We start from the raw sequence: 18,661 nt of genomic DNA, 5'->3' as shown, positions 1-18,661 counted from the left end.
AGGCGCTATGTTTATCGGTTTTCTCTTTCTTTTTTTATGCTTGTTTATTTATATGTGGTGGGAAGCGCATCGAAACCGTGTCGTTGAGGTGGAGTTATCATTTGTAAATTTTCCAAGCAGTTTCCATGCGTTTACCATTTTTTTTATTTCTGATCTTCATCGACGCACATTATCCGATACCATTGTCCGTCGAGTGAAGGGAAAAGCGGACATCGTTCTTATTGGGGGCGATTTGACGGAAAAAGGAGTACCTTTTGCGCGCGTAAGGAAAAATATTCGTCAGCTCAAAGCAATCGGTCCGATTTATTTTGTATGGGGCAACAATGATCATGAAGTGAGTGAGTACGAGCTGGAAAAGCTGTTACTAGAAGAAGGAGTTCATATTTTAGATAATCGTGCGGTGATATGGACATCGGGGGAAGGGGAAAAAATAGCCCTTCTTGGGGTGGATGATATTAGCAAACGACGCGACCGCCTCGATGCTGCCCTTCTTCATGCTAGCGAAGGATCGTTTCGAATTCTTGCTTCCCATAATCCCGAGATTGTCCGAAAAATTCGTCCAGAGCATCATATTTCACTCGTGTTAAGCGGTCATACACATGGAGGACAAATTCGGTTTTTCACGTTTGGGCTTTACGAAAAAGGGGGCATGAAACAGGTGAATGGAACGACGGTATATGTAAGCAATGGATATGGAACGACAAATGTTCCGCTTCGCCTCGGCGCTCCTGCGGAAACGAATTTGATTACGATCCGCCGTTGGGAGGAAAACGATGTTAATAGATAAAGGCAAATACAATATTAAAGCGGTTTCGACAATGCTTGGCATTCAGCCCGGAACGCTGCGGGCATGGGAACGTCGGTATCAGGTGATTGCTCCGAAGCGCACGGCTTCCGGTCATCGCTTATATACAGATGAGCAAGTCGAAATTTTAAGGAAGTTAGTTGCAAAAGTAAACGAAGGGTTGACGATTCGGCAGGCGGTTGCCTTAGTGATAGAGGAAAGCAAAGATCCGATACCTTCGTTCACTAAAGGCGACGAGGTTGCTAAGAAATTGGACGAGCTACTGCAATCGTTTATTTTGTTCGATGAACAGCGAGCTCACGCTTCGTTGAGCTATTTATTCAGCGTTTATACTGTTGAGACAGTAGTGACAGATGTTCTTCCCTCTTTATTATGTCACATCTATCTTTGGCGAATACAGAAAAAAATGACAAGTGCGCATGAACAGTTTGCCCGCTCTTTTTTACGCTCAAAACTTGGAGCGATTGTATTGAATATTCCGATCGTTTCTCAATGTCCAAAAGCTGTTTCTATTCTTGGGCCCAATGAGACAGATGAACTCATATTATTAATATTTACAGCCTTTCTTCGCTTAAAAGGAATCCATGCCATTTATATAGGGGGAGATGTTTCTGAATCTGATTTTCTGGCGATGCTAAATGATGCGAAGCCGACTTTTCTTTTTTTCTCTTGTATGAATTTTGACCATATCGAAAAAATGAATGAACTTGTTAGCAGGCTGCGTGACCAAGCTCCTGATATTACCATTGGTCTAATTGGAGAAGCGGCAGCGTCACATCCATTTTATGTTGGAAAAGTGAAGGAACAATGGGAAAAATGGCTGGCTCAACGCATTGATGAACAAAAATAGCAATATGGAAACACATAATGCTTGTCTAAATGATGAAAAACGATGTAAACTCATTAATAATAACAAAAGAACCATTTGCAAATGATTTCATACAATAAACATAAGAGATGGCTGTGTAGGTAAGGAGGGTCGTTGATGCGTCTTGAACGCTTAACCCACAATAAAATTAAAATTTTTCTCACGTTTGATGATTTAATGGATCGCGGCTTAACGAAAGAGGATTTATGGAAAGATACGTTTAAAGTCCACCAGTTGTTTCGAGATATGATCGAGGAAGCAAGTGAGGAACTCGGCTTTGAAGTAAATGGGTCTATCGCGGTCGAAGTATACTCTTTACCGGCACAGGGAATGGTTGTAATCGTAACAAGCGATGGCCAATATGATGATGTAGAGGAAGAATTTGCTGATGATTATATCGAAATGCAGGTAACGCTCGATGAGAGTGATGACATATTTTACGAATTTCAAACGTTTGAAGATGTCATTCAGCTCGCCCATCGTCTTTATGCGATCGGTTGCCTAGACGGTACATTGTATTCGTACCATAATCGCTTTTATTTGCATGTATCAGAGGAACCGCCTGTTAATATCGATAACTTTATCGCGATATTAGCAGAGTTTGGGAGCCCTTCAACGATAACCATTCATCGTGTTCAAGAATATGGAAAAAAAATCATTGATCATCGAGCCATTGAACAACTCGTTCGCTATTTTCCTGCTAATTAGAGAATGTTCGGTCAAACTCCTATTGGAGAGGGAGTTTGACCTTTTGCTTAATAAGAAATTTTAATGGACATATTATCTATCTTCAGTGCCCGATCAGTTTGCTTTTGAATCATCAACATCGATGCAACATTTGTATAAAGCATGACTTGAACGTGATGTTTGAGATCTCCGCAAGCGCTTCCACAAAAAAACACTTGTCTGTCGCGGGAGAGGGGCTAGGATGTCGACATTTTGCCGTTTGTCCACAGGATGCAGGCAGTTTTTAAGCGAAATCAGAATGCTTGCGCTTTTCTTTTTTCTTAATGAAAGGTTGGCATTATAAATGCATTCGGTTTTCGTGCTCTGGTGATGGATATCATACTCCGCAAATATTATTTTTCTAGAAAATGTTATGCATGTGCGTATAAATCAACAGACTGTAAAGCTGTAAAGGAAAAGAAAGGGATTTGTTGATATAAAAAAGATGTAAACGATTACAAATACGATGAGAACGAGAAAAATTTTAATTTTTTTTCTTTGCATAAAGAGGTGGAAGGTGTATACTATGACATGAAAGGTGGACAATATCAAATATCACAGTGACTTGTATGGGAGGTTTACGTATGGTAGCCGACAAGCATACCAGCGAAGAAAAGCATGAAGAAAAGCATGACGTCTTAAAGGCGACGCAAATCGTCATACATAGAGCGTTAGAAAAGCTCGGATATCCTGAAGAGGTATATGAGCTATTGAAAGAGCCGATTCGCATGCTAACAGTGAAAATTCCTGTGCGCATGGATGACGGTACTGTGAAAATTTTCACCGGCTACCGCGCCCAACATAACGATGCGGTTGGACCAACAAAAGGGGGCATTCGTTTTCATCCAAATGTAACTGAACGAGAAGTAAAAGCGTTATCTATTTGGATGAGTTTAAAATGCGGAATTGTTGATTTACCTTACGGTGGAGGAAAGGGTGGCATCGTTTGCGACCCTCGCAATATGTCGTTCCGTGAGCTAGAGCGATTAAGCCGTGGATACGTTCGTGCAATTAGCCAGATCGTCGGTCCGACAAAGGATATTCCGGCGCCAGACGTGTTTACGAATTCGCAAATTATGGCATGGATGATGGATGAGTATAGCCGCATTGACGAATTTAACTCACCGGGATTCATTACGGGAAAACCGCTTGTGTTGGGTGGTTCACACGGTCGTGAAACAGCAACAGCCAAAGGGGTTACGATTTGCATTCGTGAAGCGGCGAAAAAGCGCGGCATTGATTTAAAAGGCGCGCGTGTAGTTGTTCAAGGATTTGGTAATGCTGGAAGCTTTTTAGCGAAATTCATGCATGATGCTGGAGCGAAAGTCATCGGTATTTCCGATGCCTACGGTGCGCTTTACGATCCAAATGGATTAGATATTGATTATTTGCTTGATCGTCGGGATAGCTTTGGAACTGTGACGAAGCTATTTAAAAATACGATTACGAATAAAGAATTGCTTGAACTAGATTGCGATATTTTAGTGCCAGCTGCGATTGAGAATCAGATTACGGAGGAAAACGCTCATAATATTAAGGCGAGCATCGTTGTAGAAGCAGCGAATGGTCCAACAACGCTCGAAGCTACAGAAATTTTAACACAACGAGGTATTTTAATCGTTCCAGACGTGTTAGCGAGCGCAGGTGGAGTGACTGTTTCTTATTTTGAATGGGTGCAAAATAACCAAGGATATTATTGGTCTGAAGAAGAAGTAGAAGAAAAGTTAGAAAAAGTGATGGTGAAAGCGTTTAATAACGTATATGAAACGGCACAGACGCGCCGCGTTGATATGAGATTGGCAGCGTATATGGTCGGAGTTAGAAAAATGGCCGAGGCATGCCGTTTCCGCGGATGGATTTAAGCGAGTGAACATATTTGCAACATATGAAAAAATCTCCTATCATTTTGATGATAGGAGATTTTTTACGTACGATTAAGGAGTGAAGAACGATATGAAGGATGAAAAAATCATCATCGTTGGGGGAGGGCCTTGTGGACTCGCGGCCGCGATTGCGTTACAAGATGTCGGCTATCAGCCGTTAGTGATAGAGAAAGGGAATATTGTCAACTCCATTTATCATTATCCAACCCATCAAACGTTTTTTAGTTCGAGTGACCGATTAGAAATCGGCGGGGTACCATTTATTACTGAAAACCGAAAACCAAAACGAAACCAGGCGCTCGCGTACTATCGCGAAGTCGTCACACGAAAACAAATTCGCGTTCAGACGTTTGAAAAAGTCGAACAAGTGGCCAAGCAAGAGGATGGAACGTTTATTGTGAAGACAACAAAAGGAGAATATCGCGCTGAATATGTGATTGTCGCTACCGGCTATTACGATCATCCGAATTATATGAACGTGCCGGGAGAAAATTTACCGAAAGTGACGCACTATTTTAAAGAGGGACATCCATATTACAATACCGATTGCGTGGTGATTGGCGGCAAAAATTCAAGTGTTGATGCCGCATTGGAGCTTGTGAAAGCAGGGGCTCGTGTCACTGTTTTATATCGAGGAAGCGAATATTCGTCAAGCATTAAGCCATGGATTTTGCCAGAGTTTGACTCGCTTGTTCGTCAAGGGATCATTCACATGGAGTTTAATGCTCATGTGAAAGAAATTACGGAAGACTCGGTGATTTACACAGTAGGAGAAGAAGTGAAAACGATTAAAAACGACTTTGTGTTTGCGATGACGGGGTATCATCCTGATCATGAATTTTTAAAGAAAATGGGAGTTGGAATTGACGCAGAAACAGGACGTCCTCTTTATGATCCTGAGACGATGGAAACAAATGTGCCAGGCATTTTTATTGCTGGTGTCATTGCGGCAGGAAATGATGCGAATGAAATTTTTATTGAAAACGGCCGATTCCACGGACAGCAAATTGCGGCTTGTATTGTCAAACGCGAGCAAGCAAAATAATAAGGAGTAAACAGAAAAGCCGCTCAAGAAATCGAATTCTGAGCGGCTTTTGTTTTTAATCGATACCTAGAAAAGAAGAAGCGTTGCAAAAAACACCTTTTCCTCTTGATCAGCGTTGTTGTGGGGAAGAATGTTTGCTTATCGCATTATTCCATAAACATTTCTTGTAACTGTTGAGGATCGTTCGTAAGTTCAAGGGCAACGAGCAATTTAATGCGTGCTTTTTGCCCGCTTAAGCCGTTGGAGAAGATGACACCCATTTCTTTCAGTTGTTTGCCGCCTCCCTCATAACCGTATATATCTTGGACGATGCCGTTAAAACAGCGGGAGACAAGCACGACCGGAATGTTCGCTTCTAGAAGAGAGCGCACGCCTGTTGCAGCTCGTGGAGGCAAGTTTCCCTGCCCTAATGCTTCAATGACAACGCCATCGAGCGGCAATGTTTGAATTGCTTGGAAAACACTTTCATCCATGCCAGCATATGCTTTTAACAGAATGACGTTTTTTGTGATTTGTTGAATCGGGTATGTGGTTCGTTTCGTTGGTGCATGATGAAAAAACACGCCGCGTTTTGTAACGATACCGATTGGTCCGTATTGCGGACTTTGAAATGTTGCGATATTTGAGGTATGGGTTTTTGTGACATTTTTTGCCGTGTGGATTTCGTCATTTAATACCACTAATACGCCTTTTCCGCAAGCTTCATCGCTTCCGGCCACTTTCACGGACGAAATTAAATTATAAAGCCCGTCTGCGCCAATTTCATTACTCGAGCGCATCGCCCCGGTAACAACAATCGGTACGTTCGCCTGAACGGTTAGGTCTAAAAAATACGCTGTTTCTTCTAACGTATCGGTTCCATGGGTAATGACAATTCCTTCGATTTGTTCTTTTGCTACTTTTTCTTCAATCTTATTGCGCAATACAAGCATTTCCACCGGTGTAATGTGTGGTGACGGCAAGTGAAATAACTCTTCGACTTGAATGTCGCCGAGATTTTTTAGTGACGGAGTTGTATCGTGAAGAGGGTTGGTTTCATGCGGTCGGACAGCTCCTGTCTTTTCATCTTCTTTCATCGAAATTGTTCCACCAGTATGAATGATTAAAATTTTTTTCATCGTTTTCCCCCCAATATGATCAAAAACAGAAATAAATGTCATTTTCAATAATCATAATCTCATGTTACCATAAAGATAAAAAGAACGGATAGAAACGAGGATCTGTATGTTAACGTTAATTTCTGCTGGTGTTGCTCCAGGTGTTGCGTTACTTAGTTATTTTTATTTAAAAGATGAATATGAAACAGAGCCGCTTTCTCTTGTGTTGCGCACATTTTTATTCGGAGCGATTCTTGTTTTTCCGATTATGTTTATTCAATATGTCCTTCATGTGGAAGGAATTGTGACGGCCAAATTCGCACAGGCGTTTTTCGTCTCAGGGCTTCTTGAAGAGTTTGTAAAATGGTTTGTTGTGTATTTTTTTATTTTTGATCATCATGAATTTGATGAACCATATGATGGAATTGTTTATAGTGCGAGCGTGTCGCTTGGATTTGCGACAATGGAAAATATTTTATATTTGTTCGCTAACGGCGTTGAGTTTGCGGTGACAAGAGCGGTGTTGCCTGTGTCAAGTCACGCGTTGTTTGCCGTCATCATGGGATTTTATTTAGGAAAAGCAAAATTTTCTAACTGGAAGCACCGTTATGTCTTCTTTTCCTTTTTATTTCCGCTTTTGTTGCACGGGACGTATGATTTTATTTTACTAACGCAAGAAAAATGGGGATATTATATGGTGCCATTTATGTTATTTTTATGGTGGCTGGCGCTTCGCAAAGTGAAGCAAGCCAAAGGGCTGCATTACCACGAAGTCGCCTCCCCAGCAAAAAGCCAAGTCTAAACGACTTGGTTTTTTTTTGTATAAAAAGGCAGTTTGAACAAAAAATAGGGATAAAAACTATTAGGATAGAAAAGGAGGGTTCTTTATGTTGGGGAAGGCGAAACGCTATCCAATTGTTATGTTTTTGTTCGCTTTTTTATTGGTATACGAGCTGCCTACAGAAAAAGCAAGCGCATTTTCCAATCAAGTGATTCAGCGCGGTGCGGTAGGTGACGATGTCATTGAGTTACAAGCACGTTTACAATATATCGGCTTTTATAATGGAAAAATCGATGGGGTATTCGGATGGGGAACGTATTGGGCTGTGCGTAACTTTCAATATGAATATGGTTTGCCAGTCGATGGACTTGCCGGCGCAAGCACAAAAGCAAAGCTAGTGAAAGTGTCTAGGTATCACGAACAATTCGTAAAAGAACAAATTCGAAAAGGAAATTCCTTTACACATTACGGTGGCAAGCCGCTAAGCCAACAGGTGAAACGAGGCGGCGGTTCAGCACGCGCTTCTACGAGAGTAACGGCCGCCAATGTGCCGAAAGGATTTTCGCAAAATGATATTCAACTTATGGCCAATGCTGTTTATGGGGAAGCGCGCGGGGAGCCTTATATCGGTCAAGTTGCTGTGGCAGCGGTCATTTTAAACCGACTTGATCATCCGTCGTTTCCACATACGGTAGCAGGGGTCATTTTCCAACCGGGGGCGTTTACGGCTGTCGCTGATGGACAAATTTGGCTGACACCGAATGAAACGGCGAAAAAAGCAGTTCTTGATGCGATTAACGGTTGGGACCCTACAGGTGGAGCAATTTATTATTTTAATCCAGCAACGGCGACGAGCAGTTGGATTTGGAATCGCCCGCAAATTAAACAAATTGGCAAGCATATTTTTTGTAAATAAACTAGGAGGTGAACGACATGTTACGGGTGCTATTAATTGGTGTATTGTCACTTGGGGTTGTTGGAACCGCTTATTGGGGATATCGTGAACATCAAGAAAAAAACGCGGTTTTATTGCATGCTGAAAACAACTATCAGCGTGCCTTTCATGATTTAACGTATCAAATTGATTTATTGCACGATAAAATTGGAACGACGCTCGCAATGAATTCGCGTGCTTCGCTTTCTCCGGCGCTCGCTGAAGTGTGGCGAATTGCTTCAGAGGCGCATTCGGATGTAGGGCAGTTGCCACTTTCGTTACTTCCTTTTAATAAGACTCAGCAGTTTCTTGCGCAAATTGGTGAATTTAGCTATCGAACGGCGATTCGTGACTTAGAGAAAGAACCGTTAACAAAAGGAGAATATCAAACATTGCGAGCGCTTTATAAAAGTGCTGCGAATATTCAGCAGGAACTTCGCAATGTACAACATTTAGTATTACAAAATAATTTGCGTTGGATGGACGTCGAGCTTGCGCTGGCGACAGAGAAACAACCTAGTGATAACATCATCATTGATGGATTTAAGGCAGTCGAAAAAAATGTTGAATCAGCGGATTTCGGTCCGACTTTTACAAGCTTAGAAAATAAAGAAAAAGGATTTGTCCGCGTTAGCGGAAAATCGATTACAAAGGAAGAGGCGAAGCACGTCGCCGTTTCCTTTTTAGGGCTAAAAGGGACAGAAAAAATCAAAGTAGTTCGCAGTGGGAAAGGAGCGGATGAACGCTTTTATAGCTTAACAATTCACGATCCAAAAACGAATGCTGATACGTATATCGATATTACGGAAAAAGGCGGCTATCCGATTTGGGTCATTGACAGCCGTCCGATTAAAAAACAAAAGATCAGCGTACATGAAGCGGCAGTGAAAGGGATGGAGTTTTTAAAGAAGCATAAATTTACGAACCTAGAGCTATATGATAGTACACAATATGATAATGTTGCTGTTCTTACGTTTGTAACCAATGAAAACGGTGTTCGCATTTATCCGGAAGCGATAAAGATGAAGGTGGCTCTTGATGATGGAAAGATCGTCGGCTTTTCTGCGCGCGACTATTTATCCTCGAACATCAAGCGTCCTTTGCCAAAACCGGCATTAACGGTCGAACAGGCAAGAACGAAAATCAATCCAAATTTAAAAGTGATGGAACAGCGTCAAGCGATCATCACGAATGATATGAATCAAGAAGTACTCTGTTATGAATTTTTAGGGACATTGGGTGACGATACGTATCAAATCTTTGTTAACGCGAAAACTGGTACGGAAGAGAAAGTAGAAAAACTACAAGGCGTGGAACAACTTTATGATTAAAGGAAAAGCTTGTCATCAGCTTTTCCTTTTTGTTTAATTAAGATAAAGAGACCGCCATGAATGCGAGGGGGAAACAAATGATAAAAATTGGGGATACTTTAACTCTTGAATCAACAAATGGAAAAGAGGTACATGAATATAAATGTAAAGTCATTGACGTTTTTCCGAACCATGTACATATTGATTATCCCGTGAATATGAAAACAGGAAAAACGGTGTTTTTATTAAATGGAATGCAATTTAAAGCAAGTTTTGTTGGAAAAGATGACAATCTTTATTTGTTTGACACCGAAGTAACGGGAAAAGTGCGCGATCCAGTTCCAATGGTTGTTCTTTCATATCCGGGAGAAGAACAGCTCGTTCGCGTTCAGCGCCGTCAATACGTTCGGGTAGAAGCAAACGTAGATGTCGCGATTCATCCGCTTCATGGTGAATTTTCACCGTTTACAACGATGACGACGGATATTAGCGCAGGGGGAGCTGCCATTGTTCTGCCGCAGCAGGTTCAGCAGTTTTTACCGGGGATGGTTGTAGAAGCTTGGCTTGTGTTATGTATGAAATCGGGAGACTACCATTATTTAAAACTACCGGCGAAGGTCATTCGCGTTTTTCAAGCGGAGTGCAGCGATGTCTATCGAGCATCGTTACAATTTCTCACGATGTCTCCGCAAGAGCGGTTATTGCTCATTCGTTATAGTTTTGAGCGGCAATTAGAACTACGCCAAAAAGAAGAATAAATGAAGCGTTCATGTGCAATAATAGGGACAAAAACGGAAGTCGGGTGTGTAGGGATGAAACGAATCGAACAGCTATTGTTAAAAGTAGTTGTCATTCAATTTATTTTTTTATTTATTGCACAATGCTTGCTGCTATACACGCCGCTTGCTCCCTATTTAGGAAAAGTGTATGAATATGAAGGGGTCAGTAAGCAAGAAAAAACAAAAACAATGGAAACAATCGTCGACCAGTGACGGTTCATATGATAAAATATCATCGGAGTACGCAGGAATTTCCTGCTTTTTTCTTTGATAAAATAGATTTGAACGAATTGTGGGTGGTTTTATGATGAGTAAACGAATATCGATTGCGATTGATGGGCCAGCAGCGGCAGGAAAAAGCACTGTCGCTAAAATTTTGGCGGAAAGACTTTCTTATCTTTATATTGATACAGGAGCGATGTACCGAGCGCTGACGTATCGTGCCTTGCAAGAAGGAATTGACCTTGACGATGAAAAGGCATTAATTGCTTTATTAAAAGATACATATATTGAGTTAAAGCCATCAGAGCGCGGACAACTTGTGTTTGTCAATGGGGAAGATGTGACCAACATTATTCGCAATGAGAAAGTAACGAATTCTGTATCGATCGTTGCTAAGCATCCGCTAGTGCGCCAAGAAATGGTTGCACGCCAGCGCGCCTTAGCGCAGCATGGGGGGGTAGTGATGGATGGCCGCGATATCGGTACACATGTCCTTCCACATGCAGAAGTGAAGATTTTTTTAAAAGCATCTGTAGAAGAAAGGGCACAGCGCCGTCATGCTGAAAATATTGCAAGGGGCTTTGAATCCGATCTAGAAACGTTAAAAGAGGAAATAGCCCGTCGCGACAAAATTGATTCAGAACGGAAGGTAGCCCCGCTCAAAAAAGCGGAAGATGCTGTTGAAATTGATACAACTTCTTTATCGGTTGACGATGTCGTTAATCGCATTATGGAAATTGTAGATGAAAGGACGGGGTGACATTGGATTTTTATTCCTTTGCCAAAGGAGTAGTAAAAGGAATTTTAAAGCCCCTTTACCGTGTTGAAGTGATTGGGATAGAACAGTTTCCAAAGGAGGGAGGAGTGCTCCTTTGTGCAAACCATATTAGCAACCTTGACCCTCCGATTGTTGGAATTACGGCTCCTCGACCGATTCATTTTATGGCAAAAGAGGAGTTGTTCCATGTACCGGTATTGAAAAACTTGATTTCTTCGTTACACGCATTTCCAGTCAAACGAGGAATGAGCGATCGCCAAGCGTTGCGAGTCGGATTAGATGTTTTAAAGCAAGGACATGTATTAGGAATTTTCCCGGAAGGTACGCGAAGCAAGGACGGAAAATTGCAGAAGGGGCTATCCGGAGTTGGCTTTTTTGCATTACGGACAAATGCAGCCGTTGTCCCTTGTGCTATCATCGGACCATATCGACCGTTTAAAAAATTGAAAGTTGTTTACGGAGCTCCGATTCATATGGAGCCGCTTCGCGCGAAAAAAGCTTCCCCTGAGGAAGCAACGGATTATATTATGGACCATATTCAAGCGCTTTTGGACCAATATCAGTAAGCATTCGCTTACATGTCTTTTGTGAAAATATGGTATAATAAATAGAAAAAGCGGTCCTTCGGGAAAATCATAACGTTTTTTTGTTTGGACATGATATAGTTAAGCAGGGAACATGTTCCAACTCTACGGATGTTTGGTAAATCTGTATGGACCGTCAGTCGACTAAGGAGGGTTAAGAATGGTAGAGGACATGAATTTAGAAGTGAAGGTTTATAAGGTAGGTGACATCGTTCAGGGAAAAGTCGTCAAATTAGAAGACAAGCAAGTGCTTGTCGATATTGAGGGAAGCAAGCAAAGCGGTATTATTCCGATTAGCGAATTATCGAGCCTTCATATCGAGAAAACGAGCGATGCCGTTTCTGTAGGTGACGAAATTACCGCTAAAGTAAAAAAAGTAGAGGAAGGCACGAACGAAGAAGAAGGGCTGTTAATCTTATCGAAAAAAGCCGTAGATGCTGATCGTGCTTGGGAAGAGTTAGAAAGAAAATTTGCTAGCGGTGAAACGTTCGATGTCGTCGTCAAAGACATCGTCAAAGGTGGGCTTGTCGCTGATGTAGGGATACGTGGATTTATTCCAGCTTCACTCGTCGAGCCTCATTTTGTTGAAGACTTTTCCGATTATAAAGATCGTCCGCTTGCTGTCAAAGTCGTGGAATTGGATCGTGAGAAAAATCGCGTTATTTTATCGCATCGTGCTGTTATTGAACAAGAGCAAGAGGAACAGAGAAAACAAGCATTTCGTCGCTTAGAACCGGGCCAAGTGCTTGAAGGGACTGTGCGGCGCATCGCGGATTTTGGCGTATTCGTCGACATTGGTGGATTTGACGGGCTTGTACATATTTCTCAACTTTCCCATACGCGTGTCGCTCATCCATCCGATGTAGTTCAAGAGGGTGAGAAAGTAAAAGTCAAAGTGCTTTCTGTTGATGAAGAACATGGCCGCATCTCCTTATCAATTAAGGATGCATTGCCGGGTCCGTGGGAAGGTATTGGTGAAAAAATCGCTCCTGGCGATGTGGTAACAGGCAAAGTAAAACGATTAGTTCCATTTGGAGCGTTCGTCGAGATTTTCCCGGGTGTGGAAGGATTAGTGCATATTTCGCAAATTTCAAATAAGCGTATCGGCACTCCACACGAAGCGTTAAAAGAAGGAGAAGAAGTAAAAGCGAAAGTGCTCGAAGTCAACGAGGCGGAGCACCGCATTTCCCTCAGCATTCGCGAGTTAACTGAAGAAGTGGCTGCTGAGGAAGATTATAGCCAGTACACAAAGCCATCTAACGAGTCAAAAGGATTCCAGTTAGGCGAAGTGATCGGTGAACAGTTAAAAAAATTAAAATAATGGTGGTAACGTAATGAGCAGGGCGAGACGAAAAATCGAACATATCGCGCACGCGCTTTCTACTGGTTCAGTAGGGAAGCATGGTTTCGACGACATCGTTTTTGTGCATCAAAGCCTGCCTAATCTGCGTACAAATGATATTGACTTACGTACAACCTTAGGCGAACTTACGTTAAGTTCGCCTCTTTTTATCAATGCGATGACCGGCGGGGGCGGACGAGCAACGTTGGAAATTAACAAAGGGCTAGCGGAAGCGGCGAAAGAATGTCGTATTGCTATGGCGGTCGGTTCACAAATGGCGGCGCTCAAGGATGCAAACGAACGCCCTTCTTTTGAAATTGTGCGACAAGTAAATCCGAATGGAGTGATTTTTGCTAATATTGGAAGTGAAGCAACGGTTGAGGATGCCAAGCGTGTGGTCGATATGATTGAAGCGAACGGCTTACAAATTCATTTAAATGTCGTTCAAGAACTTATCATGCCAGAAGGGGATCGCGATTTTACAGGAGCGTTAAGACGGATTGAACAAATCGTAAGACATGTCGACGTTCCTGTCATTGTCAAGGAAGTTGGCTTTGGCATGAGTAAAGAAACAGCTGTACAGCTAGCGGATGTAGGTGTTATGATCGTCGATGTTGGTGGATTTGGCGGAACGAATTTTGCCCGCATTGAAAATCAAAGACGTTCCGCTATATTATCGTATTTTAACGAATGGGGGATTTCGACAGCTGCGTCCATTGTCGAAGTTTCCCAAACGGTTCCCCATCTTTCTGTCATTGGCAGCGGCGGTGTACGCACCGCCTTTGATGCCGCTAAAGCGATTGCTTTAGGAGCAGCGGCTGTTGGCGTTGCTGGTTCGTTTTTAAAATTATTGATAGAAGAAGGAGTCGCATCATTAGTGGAGGAAATTCATGCGCTGCATACCGATTTATCATTGATTATGAGCGCACTTGGGGCGAAAACGATTGAGGAATTGCGGCGCGTTCCGCTTGTTATTCGCGGTGACACGCATCATTGGTTAACGGAAAGAGGATTTGACACGAAAGTATATAGTTGTCGATAACCCCCTTCATCCCGATGACTAAAATTCACGGGATGAAGGGGTTTTTTAATGAAATGGGCATAGATAGGAGGTGTTTATCTAATGCATAAAGAAAGGCAAATACCGGTTCTATCTGTTTTTCTCAGAAATGAGAAACTCTCCACTTTTTTATATGCCTATATAACTTTATTGTCAGAAAAATGATTATCTCATTTTAAAAAGGGAAAAATAGAGGTTGAGAACGTCTACCGTTAGAAAGAAGGGAATTGTATGTTTTTTTTTTAAGAAAGCAAGAAAAAAACAAACAGCTAAGAACCAACAAGAGCAAAAACAGCAGAGCCAAAATCAGCAACAGCAGGATTTTCTTTCTACCGATTTAGATCAAAATCTACAAGAACTGCAAAACATCTATCAAAATTGTATGGATGTCGTTTTTCGCCCATTTAAAATTGGTGGGAAAACAAAAGCTGCCCTTATCTATATCGACGGTTTAGCTAACATCGAAGAAATCGATGCGAGCGTACTCATCCCTTTGATGAAAGAAAATAATGCCAAGGAGAATGAGAATACCGACCAGCTAATTCCTGTCTATCATATACTAGAACAAAAATTGACCGTTTCGAAGGTAGAGAAGGTACAGACGATTACAGCGTGCATTGAACATATCTCTGACGGAAACCCGGTTTTGCTTATCGACCAACAAAGCGAAGGATTCGCATTAGGTTTGTCAAATTGGGAAAAACGTTCCATCGAAGAACCAACGGGGGAATCCGTGATAAGAGGACCTCGGGAGGGATTCACCGAATCATTAGGGACTAACCTTTCTTTATTGCGCAGAAAAATAAGAAGCCCACAGCTAAAAATGAAATCAATGAAAATAGGGGAGTATACCCAGACCGAAGTGGTCATCTCTTATATTGAAGGAATTGCCGATCAAGCATTGATCCGAGAAGTAGAGAGCCGGCTTAACCGTATCAAGGTAGACGGAATTTTGGAAACGAGCTATATTGAAGAGTTCATCGAGGACAATCCTTATTCCCCGTTTCCTCAAGTATTGGATACCGAACGTCCTGATGTTGTAGTGGCGAGTCTGCTTGAAGGACGAGTGGCGATTCTTCAAGATGGCACTCCTTTCGCTTTGATTGTACCGGTTTCTTTTTATTCCTTACTGCAATCAAGTGAAGATTACTACCAACGATTTTTAATCAGCACGGTAATCCGCTGGATGCGTTATATATTTCTCTTGATATCGCTTTTGCTGCCGTCATTGTATGTGGCGATCCTGACCTTTCATCAGGAAATGATTCCTACTACGCTTTTGATTAGCATAGCTGCTTCTCGGGAGATGATTCCGTTTCCGGCACTGGTTGAAGCGTTACTTATGGAAGTGGTATTTGAGGCCTTACGTGAAGCGGGATTGAGGCTTCCTAAACAAGCGGGTGCTGCTGTTAGTATCGTTGGTGCTCTGGTGATTGGGCAAGCTGCGGTCCAAGCAGGGCTTGCTTCTTCTCCACTGATCATGGTGGTTGCATTAACAGGAATCGCCTCTTTTACCATTCCCCGCTATACGACCGGAATAGCATTAAGGATGCTGCGCTTTCCCATGATCTTATTGGCAGGGACGTTAGGGCTTCTCGGGATTATGCTCGGGCTGCTCATGATTCTTACTCATATGGCGACGCTTCGTTCTTTCGGCGTTCCCTATTTATCTCCTATGGCTCCAATGCAAGTGAGAGAAATGAAAGACGTGTTGATACGCGCACCTTGGTGGAAGTTAAATACGCGTCCCCGTTTAACGAGAACAGATAACATCCAACGGCAAGGTCCGGATCAGAAACCAGATCCTGATTACGGAAATGACAAGACGAGTAAAGGAAAAGGAGGATCATGATGATGATTGAGAAAGGAAAAATATCTGCCATGCAAATGGGAATAATGATGTATCCTACTATCACCGCAACAGCCATTCTCTTAGTCCCTGCCATCACTGCCCGATATGCGAAGCAGGATATGTGGCTTTCTCCCTTCTGGGCTTCTCTCATTGGCTTTCTGACAGTTTACATTGCTGTTCAGTTACATCATCTCTATCCGCAAAAAACCCTCATTGAGTACAGTGAGGATATTCTCGGCAAGTTTCTAGGGAAAGCGATTGGATTTATCTTTTTATTTTTCTATTTGCATGCAAATGGAATTATTATCCGAGAGTATGGCGAATTTGTTGTAGGTAACTTTCTTAGTCATACTCCATTAGTCGTTGTAATGGGAAGTATGATTCTCGTATGCTCCTTTGCCGTTCGTAGCGGTGTGGAAGTGATAGGCCGGCTTGCGGAAGTGATTGTACCTGTTGTGATTATCCTGATATTGACCAATATTATCCTGTTGATCCCGGATATGAAAGTAGAGAATATGTTTCCAATCATGGAAAAGGGAATAATGCCTTCGCTCATGGGGGCGATCATCCCGCAAGGTTGGTTTACTGAATTCCTCCTCATCGCTTTTCTGCTTCCTTACGTTGACGATCGCAATAAAGGAAAGAAATGGGGCATGATCTCGGTCACCGCCGTCATGTTGACTTTATCTCTCATCAACATTGCCGTCCTTTTCGTCCTAGGAGGGATCACATCCCGTTTTCTCTATCCCGCGTTTAGCGCTGTCCGTTACGTTAGCATCGCGGATTTTCTAGAACACATTGAAGCCATCGTAATGGCCCTTTGGGTAGCAGGGGTTTTTGTGAAGATTGCCGTCTTTTATTACGCTTTAGTGTTAGGAACAGCTCAATGGCTGAATTTGTCAGATTATCGCCCGATCACTTTTCCCATAGGATTTTTACTGCTGTTATTTGCCGTCTGGTCGGCGCCGAATTTAATCGAATTGACCCATTTTCTAGGAAGCTCTTCTCCGTTTTACCGAATTTCGATCCAAACAGGAATTCCTCTTATTCTGCTATTCATCGCAAAATGGCGCAGAAAAACCAATAACCAAAAGTTAACACAACAAGGATAAGGATAGCAACGAAACAAGGGGTAAAAAGGAGATCAATAAGAATGAGCATCGTACAAAAAGCAGCAAAAATTCTTTTCGTTTCCGTTCATCTTATTTTGCTAAGCGGCTGCTGGGACCGAACGGAAGTAAACGATTTAGCGCTAATTGTAGGGTTAGGAATTGATCAAAAAAAAGATGGGAAAATCATGATTACAGCGGAACTAATCGTCCCGCAAGCAGTCGGTGGAGGCGGTCAGATGATGGGAGGAGGTGGCGGCAGCGGTGTCAGTGGTCAAACGGTAGTAAGATCGGGAACGGGTACCACCGTGGCTGATGCGATCTCGAACCTGCAAGAAAAGCTTTCTCGCCGTGTCTTCTGGGGACACACCAAGGTGGTCGTGTTTGGAGAGAAAGCAGCAAAAGCAGGGATTCGCCAGCATCTAGACTTTTTGAGCCGCAATCCGCAAATTCGCCTTCGTTCCAATGTATTAGTAAGTAAAGGAACTGCCAAAAATGTGCTCGAATTGCTCCCTCCGATTGAACAAAGCTCAGCAGAAGTGCTGCGGGAATTGTCAGAATCGCAACTTTTATTGCGAGTAACGATAAAAGAAGCTATGCAAATGCTAAGCAGCGATGCCGATGCAGCGGCTCTTCCTATGGTGAAGATCTTGCCGCCGGAAAAAGGGAAAAAAGATCTACAAACTATTGCGTTTATTCAACGTACCGCCATTTTTAAGAAGGATAAAATGATCGGGGATATTGATGATAAGTTGACTCGAGGTGTACTTTGGCTCAGAAATGAGATCAAACGAGCGAATGTCACAGTTACGCTTAAAGGGGAAAAGGGAAATATCACAGCTACGCTGATAAGAGCGCATACGGAATTCATTCCCAAATATGAGAAAGGTAGATGGAAGATGATCGTGAAAGTGACCGCGGAAGACGATATTATATTAAACGGAACGAAATTGGACTTGCTAAACCCTAAGTATACGAAAATGATCGAAAAAGAATTGGAAAATGAGACAAATAAACGCATTAGAGCCGCATTGAAGACAGTACAAAAAGAGATGAAAGCCGATATTTTTGACTTTGCAGACATTTTCCACCGAAAATATCCAAGAGAATGGAACCAGGTAAAAAATCGTTGGGAGCAAATCTTCCCGACCGTTGAAGTGATCGTAGAGACTAAGGCGTACGTCCGCAGACCGGGAGTGAACGCCGCTCCGCAAGGATTGCCTGAACAAGAGGTGAAACAATAATGAAAGCGGGGGTTATACTAGGTACTCTTGTTCTGGTTGCGCTCATCTTTCTATACGAGTGGCCGCGAATAAATCGAACACAAAAAAAAGAAAAAGTTGTTTTTATTGTGCTGCTAAGTCTTGGAACAATTCTTGCGATTATGTTAATATTGAACCCCGATCTTCCAGGTCCGACGCAGATGATTGAATACATTTATAAACCTCTGGGGCGAATGTTTGGAAAATAAAGGAAAGTTTCCTAT

The 18,661-nt window shown here is 42.4% G+C and carries 19 protein-coding genes; 18 read left to right on the top strand and 1 reads right to left on the bottom strand.

Annotated elements, in window-relative coordinates:
* Positions 1 to 7 precede the first annotated feature (7 nt).
* From ISX45_RS09190 to ISX45_RS09170, 5 genes are all read left to right on the top strand, one after another.
* Positions 8 to 787 carry a metallophosphoesterase gene (locus ISX45_RS09190; protein WP_181555867.1) on the top strand — a complete coding sequence of 260 codons (780 nt, stop codon included), beginning with the start codon at positions 8 to 10 and terminating at the stop codon, positions 785 to 787.
* A complete protein-coding gene (locus ISX45_RS09185; protein WP_194520566.1) occupies positions 774 to 1,655 on the top strand; it encodes a MerR family transcriptional regulator in 882 nt (293 codons plus the stop codon). The genes ISX45_RS09190 and ISX45_RS09185 overlap by 14 nt, the downstream gene beginning before the upstream one ends.
* Before the next feature lie 135 nt (positions 1,656 to 1,790).
* The gene (locus ISX45_RS09180; RefSeq protein ID WP_181555869.1) at positions 1,791 to 2,381 is read left to right on the top strand and encodes a genetic competence negative regulator; all 591 of its coding nucleotides are present in this window, start codon (positions 1,791 to 1,793) and stop codon (positions 2,379 to 2,381) included.
* 602 nt (positions 2,382 to 2,983) lie between these two features.
* Positions 2,984 to 4,261, top strand: coding sequence for a Glu/Leu/Phe/Val family dehydrogenase (locus tag ISX45_RS09175; protein ID WP_194520565.1), 1,278 nt, complete (start codon positions 2,984 to 2,986; stop codon positions 4,259 to 4,261).
* 91 nt (positions 4,262 to 4,352) lie between these two features.
* Positions 4,353 to 5,327, top strand: a complete 975-nt coding sequence (locus tag ISX45_RS09170) for a YpdA family putative bacillithiol disulfide reductase (protein ID WP_181555871.1) — start codon at positions 4,353 to 4,355, stop codon at positions 5,325 to 5,327.
* Positions 5,328 to 5,473: 146 nt separating this feature from the next.
* Here the strand turns inward: ISX45_RS09170 and ISX45_RS09165 are convergent, their stop codons facing one another.
* Positions 5,474 to 6,445: an asparaginase gene (locus ISX45_RS09165; RefSeq protein WP_181555872.1), complete on the bottom strand. Its 972-nt coding sequence runs from the start codon at positions 6,443 to 6,445 to the stop codon at positions 5,474 to 5,476.
* Between the two features lie 106 nt (positions 6,446 to 6,551).
* Between ISX45_RS09165 and prsW the strand changes: the two genes are divergently transcribed.
* The 13 genes from prsW to ISX45_RS09100 all read left to right on the top strand — a co-directional run bounded on the left by prsW (position 6,552) and on the right by ISX45_RS09100 (position 18,646).
* Positions 6,552 to 7,226, top strand: coding sequence for a glutamic-type intramembrane protease PrsW (gene prsW / locus ISX45_RS09160; RefSeq protein WP_194520564.1), 675 nt, complete (start codon positions 6,552 to 6,554; stop codon positions 7,224 to 7,226).
* 118 nt (positions 7,227 to 7,344) lie between these two features.
* Entirely contained in the window at positions 7,345 to 8,121 is a 777-nt protein-coding gene (sleB, locus tag ISX45_RS09155; RefSeq protein WP_228485719.1) for a spore cortex-lytic enzyme, read from the top strand.
* Positions 8,122 to 8,138: 17 nt separating this feature from the next.
* Complete coding sequence (gene ypeB / locus ISX45_RS09150) at positions 8,139 to 9,470, top strand: germination protein YpeB (RefSeq protein WP_181555875.1); 1,332 nt, start codon at positions 8,139 to 8,141, stop codon at positions 9,468 to 9,470.
* 77 nt (positions 9,471 to 9,547) lie between these two features.
* Complete coding sequence (locus ISX45_RS09145; RefSeq protein ID WP_181555876.1) at positions 9,548 to 10,207, top strand: flagellar brake protein; 660 nt, start codon at positions 9,548 to 9,550, stop codon at positions 10,205 to 10,207.
* Positions 10,208 to 10,261: 54 nt separating this feature from the next.
* Positions 10,262 to 10,441 carry a YpfB family protein gene (locus ISX45_RS09140; protein ID WP_181555877.1) on the top strand — a complete coding sequence of 60 codons (180 nt, stop codon included), beginning with the start codon at positions 10,262 to 10,264 and terminating at the stop codon, positions 10,439 to 10,441.
* Between the two features lie 94 nt (positions 10,442 to 10,535).
* Complete coding sequence (cmk, locus tag ISX45_RS09135; RefSeq protein WP_181555878.1) at positions 10,536 to 11,210, top strand: (d)CMP kinase; 675 nt, start codon at positions 10,536 to 10,538, stop codon at positions 11,208 to 11,210.
* Complete coding sequence (locus tag ISX45_RS09130; protein ID WP_181555879.1) at positions 11,207 to 11,794, top strand: lysophospholipid acyltransferase family protein; 588 nt, start codon at positions 11,207 to 11,209, stop codon at positions 11,792 to 11,794. The genes cmk and ISX45_RS09130 overlap by 4 nt, the downstream gene beginning before the upstream one ends.
* Positions 11,795 to 11,972: 178 nt before the next feature.
* Positions 11,973 to 13,133 (top strand): 30S ribosomal protein S1, encoded by a 1,161-nt coding sequence (gene rpsA / locus ISX45_RS09125; protein ID WP_181555880.1) that lies wholly within the window; start codon positions 11,973 to 11,975, stop codon positions 13,131 to 13,133.
* A gap of 13 nt (positions 13,134 to 13,146) precedes the next feature.
* Complete coding sequence (gene fni / locus ISX45_RS09120) at positions 13,147 to 14,196, top strand: type 2 isopentenyl-diphosphate Delta-isomerase (RefSeq protein WP_194520563.1); 1,050 nt, start codon at positions 13,147 to 13,149, stop codon at positions 14,194 to 14,196.
* 214 nt (positions 14,197 to 14,410) lie between these two features.
* A complete protein-coding gene (locus ISX45_RS09115; RefSeq protein WP_407649738.1) occupies positions 14,411 to 16,066 on the top strand; it encodes a spore germination protein in 1,656 nt (551 codons plus the stop codon).
* Positions 16,067 to 16,068: 2 nt separating this feature from the next.
* A complete protein-coding gene (locus ISX45_RS09110) occupies positions 16,069 to 17,178 on the top strand; it encodes a GerAB/ArcD/ProY family transporter (protein WP_194520667.1) in 1,110 nt (369 codons plus the stop codon).
* Positions 17,179 to 17,219: 41 nt separating this feature from the next.
* Positions 17,220 to 18,419 (top strand): Ger(x)C family spore germination protein, encoded by a 1,200-nt coding sequence (locus ISX45_RS09105; protein WP_194520562.1) that lies wholly within the window; start codon positions 17,220 to 17,222, stop codon positions 18,417 to 18,419.
* On the top strand, positions 18,419 to 18,646 hold the full coding sequence (locus ISX45_RS09100) for a hypothetical protein (RefSeq protein WP_194520561.1): 228 nt from the start codon (positions 18,419 to 18,421) through the stop codon (positions 18,644 to 18,646). Before ISX45_RS09105 ends, ISX45_RS09100 begins: the two co-directional genes overlap by 1 nt.
* The last annotated feature ends 15 nt before the right edge of the window (positions 18,647 to 18,661 follow it).

Origin of the sequence: Thermaerobacillus caldiproteolyticus (genome assembly GCF_015326725.1) — a bacterium.
Taxonomy (GTDB): domain Bacteria; phylum Bacillota; class Bacilli; order Bacillales; family Anoxybacillaceae; genus Thermaerobacillus; species Thermaerobacillus caldiproteolyticus.
The sequence above is the reverse complement of the archived record's forward strand: the minus strand, read 5'-3'. Positions and strand labels throughout refer to the sequence as shown.

Coding starts and splice junctions, on each gene's coding strand:
- fni (WP_194520563.1), top strand. CDS start 13,147: ATGAGCAGGGCGAGACGAAAAATCGAACATATCGCGCACGCGCTTTCT.
- ISX45_RS09165 (WP_181555872.1), bottom strand. CDS start 6,445: ATGAAAAAAATTTTAATCATTCATACTGGTGGAACAATTTCGATGAAA.
- ISX45_RS09110 (WP_194520667.1), top strand. CDS start 16,069: ATGATTGAGAAAGGAAAAATATCTGCCATGCAAATGGGAATAATGATG.
- ISX45_RS09170 (WP_181555871.1), top strand. CDS start 4,353: ATGAAGGATGAAAAAATCATCATCGTTGGGGGAGGGCCTTGTGGACTC.
- ypeB (WP_181555875.1), top strand. CDS start 8,139: ATGTTACGGGTGCTATTAATTGGTGTATTGTCACTTGGGGTTGTTGGA.
- ISX45_RS09190 (WP_181555867.1), top strand. CDS start 8: ATGTTTATCGGTTTTCTCTTTCTTTTTTTATGCTTGTTTATTTATATG.
- cmk (WP_181555878.1), top strand. CDS start 10,536: ATGAGTAAACGAATATCGATTGCGATTGATGGGCCAGCAGCGGCAGGA.
- ISX45_RS09100 (WP_194520561.1), top strand. CDS start 18,419: ATGAAAGCGGGGGTTATACTAGGTACTCTTGTTCTGGTTGCGCTCATC.
- ISX45_RS09145 (WP_181555876.1), top strand. CDS start 9,548: ATGATAAAAATTGGGGATACTTTAACTCTTGAATCAACAAATGGAAAA.
- prsW (WP_194520564.1), top strand. CDS start 6,552: ATGTTAACGTTAATTTCTGCTGGTGTTGCTCCAGGTGTTGCGTTACTT.
- rpsA (WP_181555880.1), top strand. CDS start 11,973: ATGGTAGAGGACATGAATTTAGAAGTGAAGGTTTATAAGGTAGGTGAC.
- ISX45_RS09175 (WP_194520565.1), top strand. CDS start 2,984: ATGGTAGCCGACAAGCATACCAGCGAAGAAAAGCATGAAGAAAAGCAT.
- sleB (WP_228485719.1), top strand. CDS start 7,345: ATGTTTTTGTTCGCTTTTTTATTGGTATACGAGCTGCCTACAGAAAAA.
- ISX45_RS09105 (WP_194520562.1), top strand. CDS start 17,220: ATGAGCATCGTACAAAAAGCAGCAAAAATTCTTTTCGTTTCCGTTCAT.
- ISX45_RS09185 (WP_194520566.1), top strand. CDS start 774: ATGTTAATAGATAAAGGCAAATACAATATTAAAGCGGTTTCGACAATG.
- ISX45_RS09180 (WP_181555869.1), top strand. CDS start 1,791: ATGCGTCTTGAACGCTTAACCCACAATAAAATTAAAATTTTTCTCACG.
- ISX45_RS09140 (WP_181555877.1), top strand. CDS start 10,262: ATGAAACGAATCGAACAGCTATTGTTAAAAGTAGTTGTCATTCAATTT.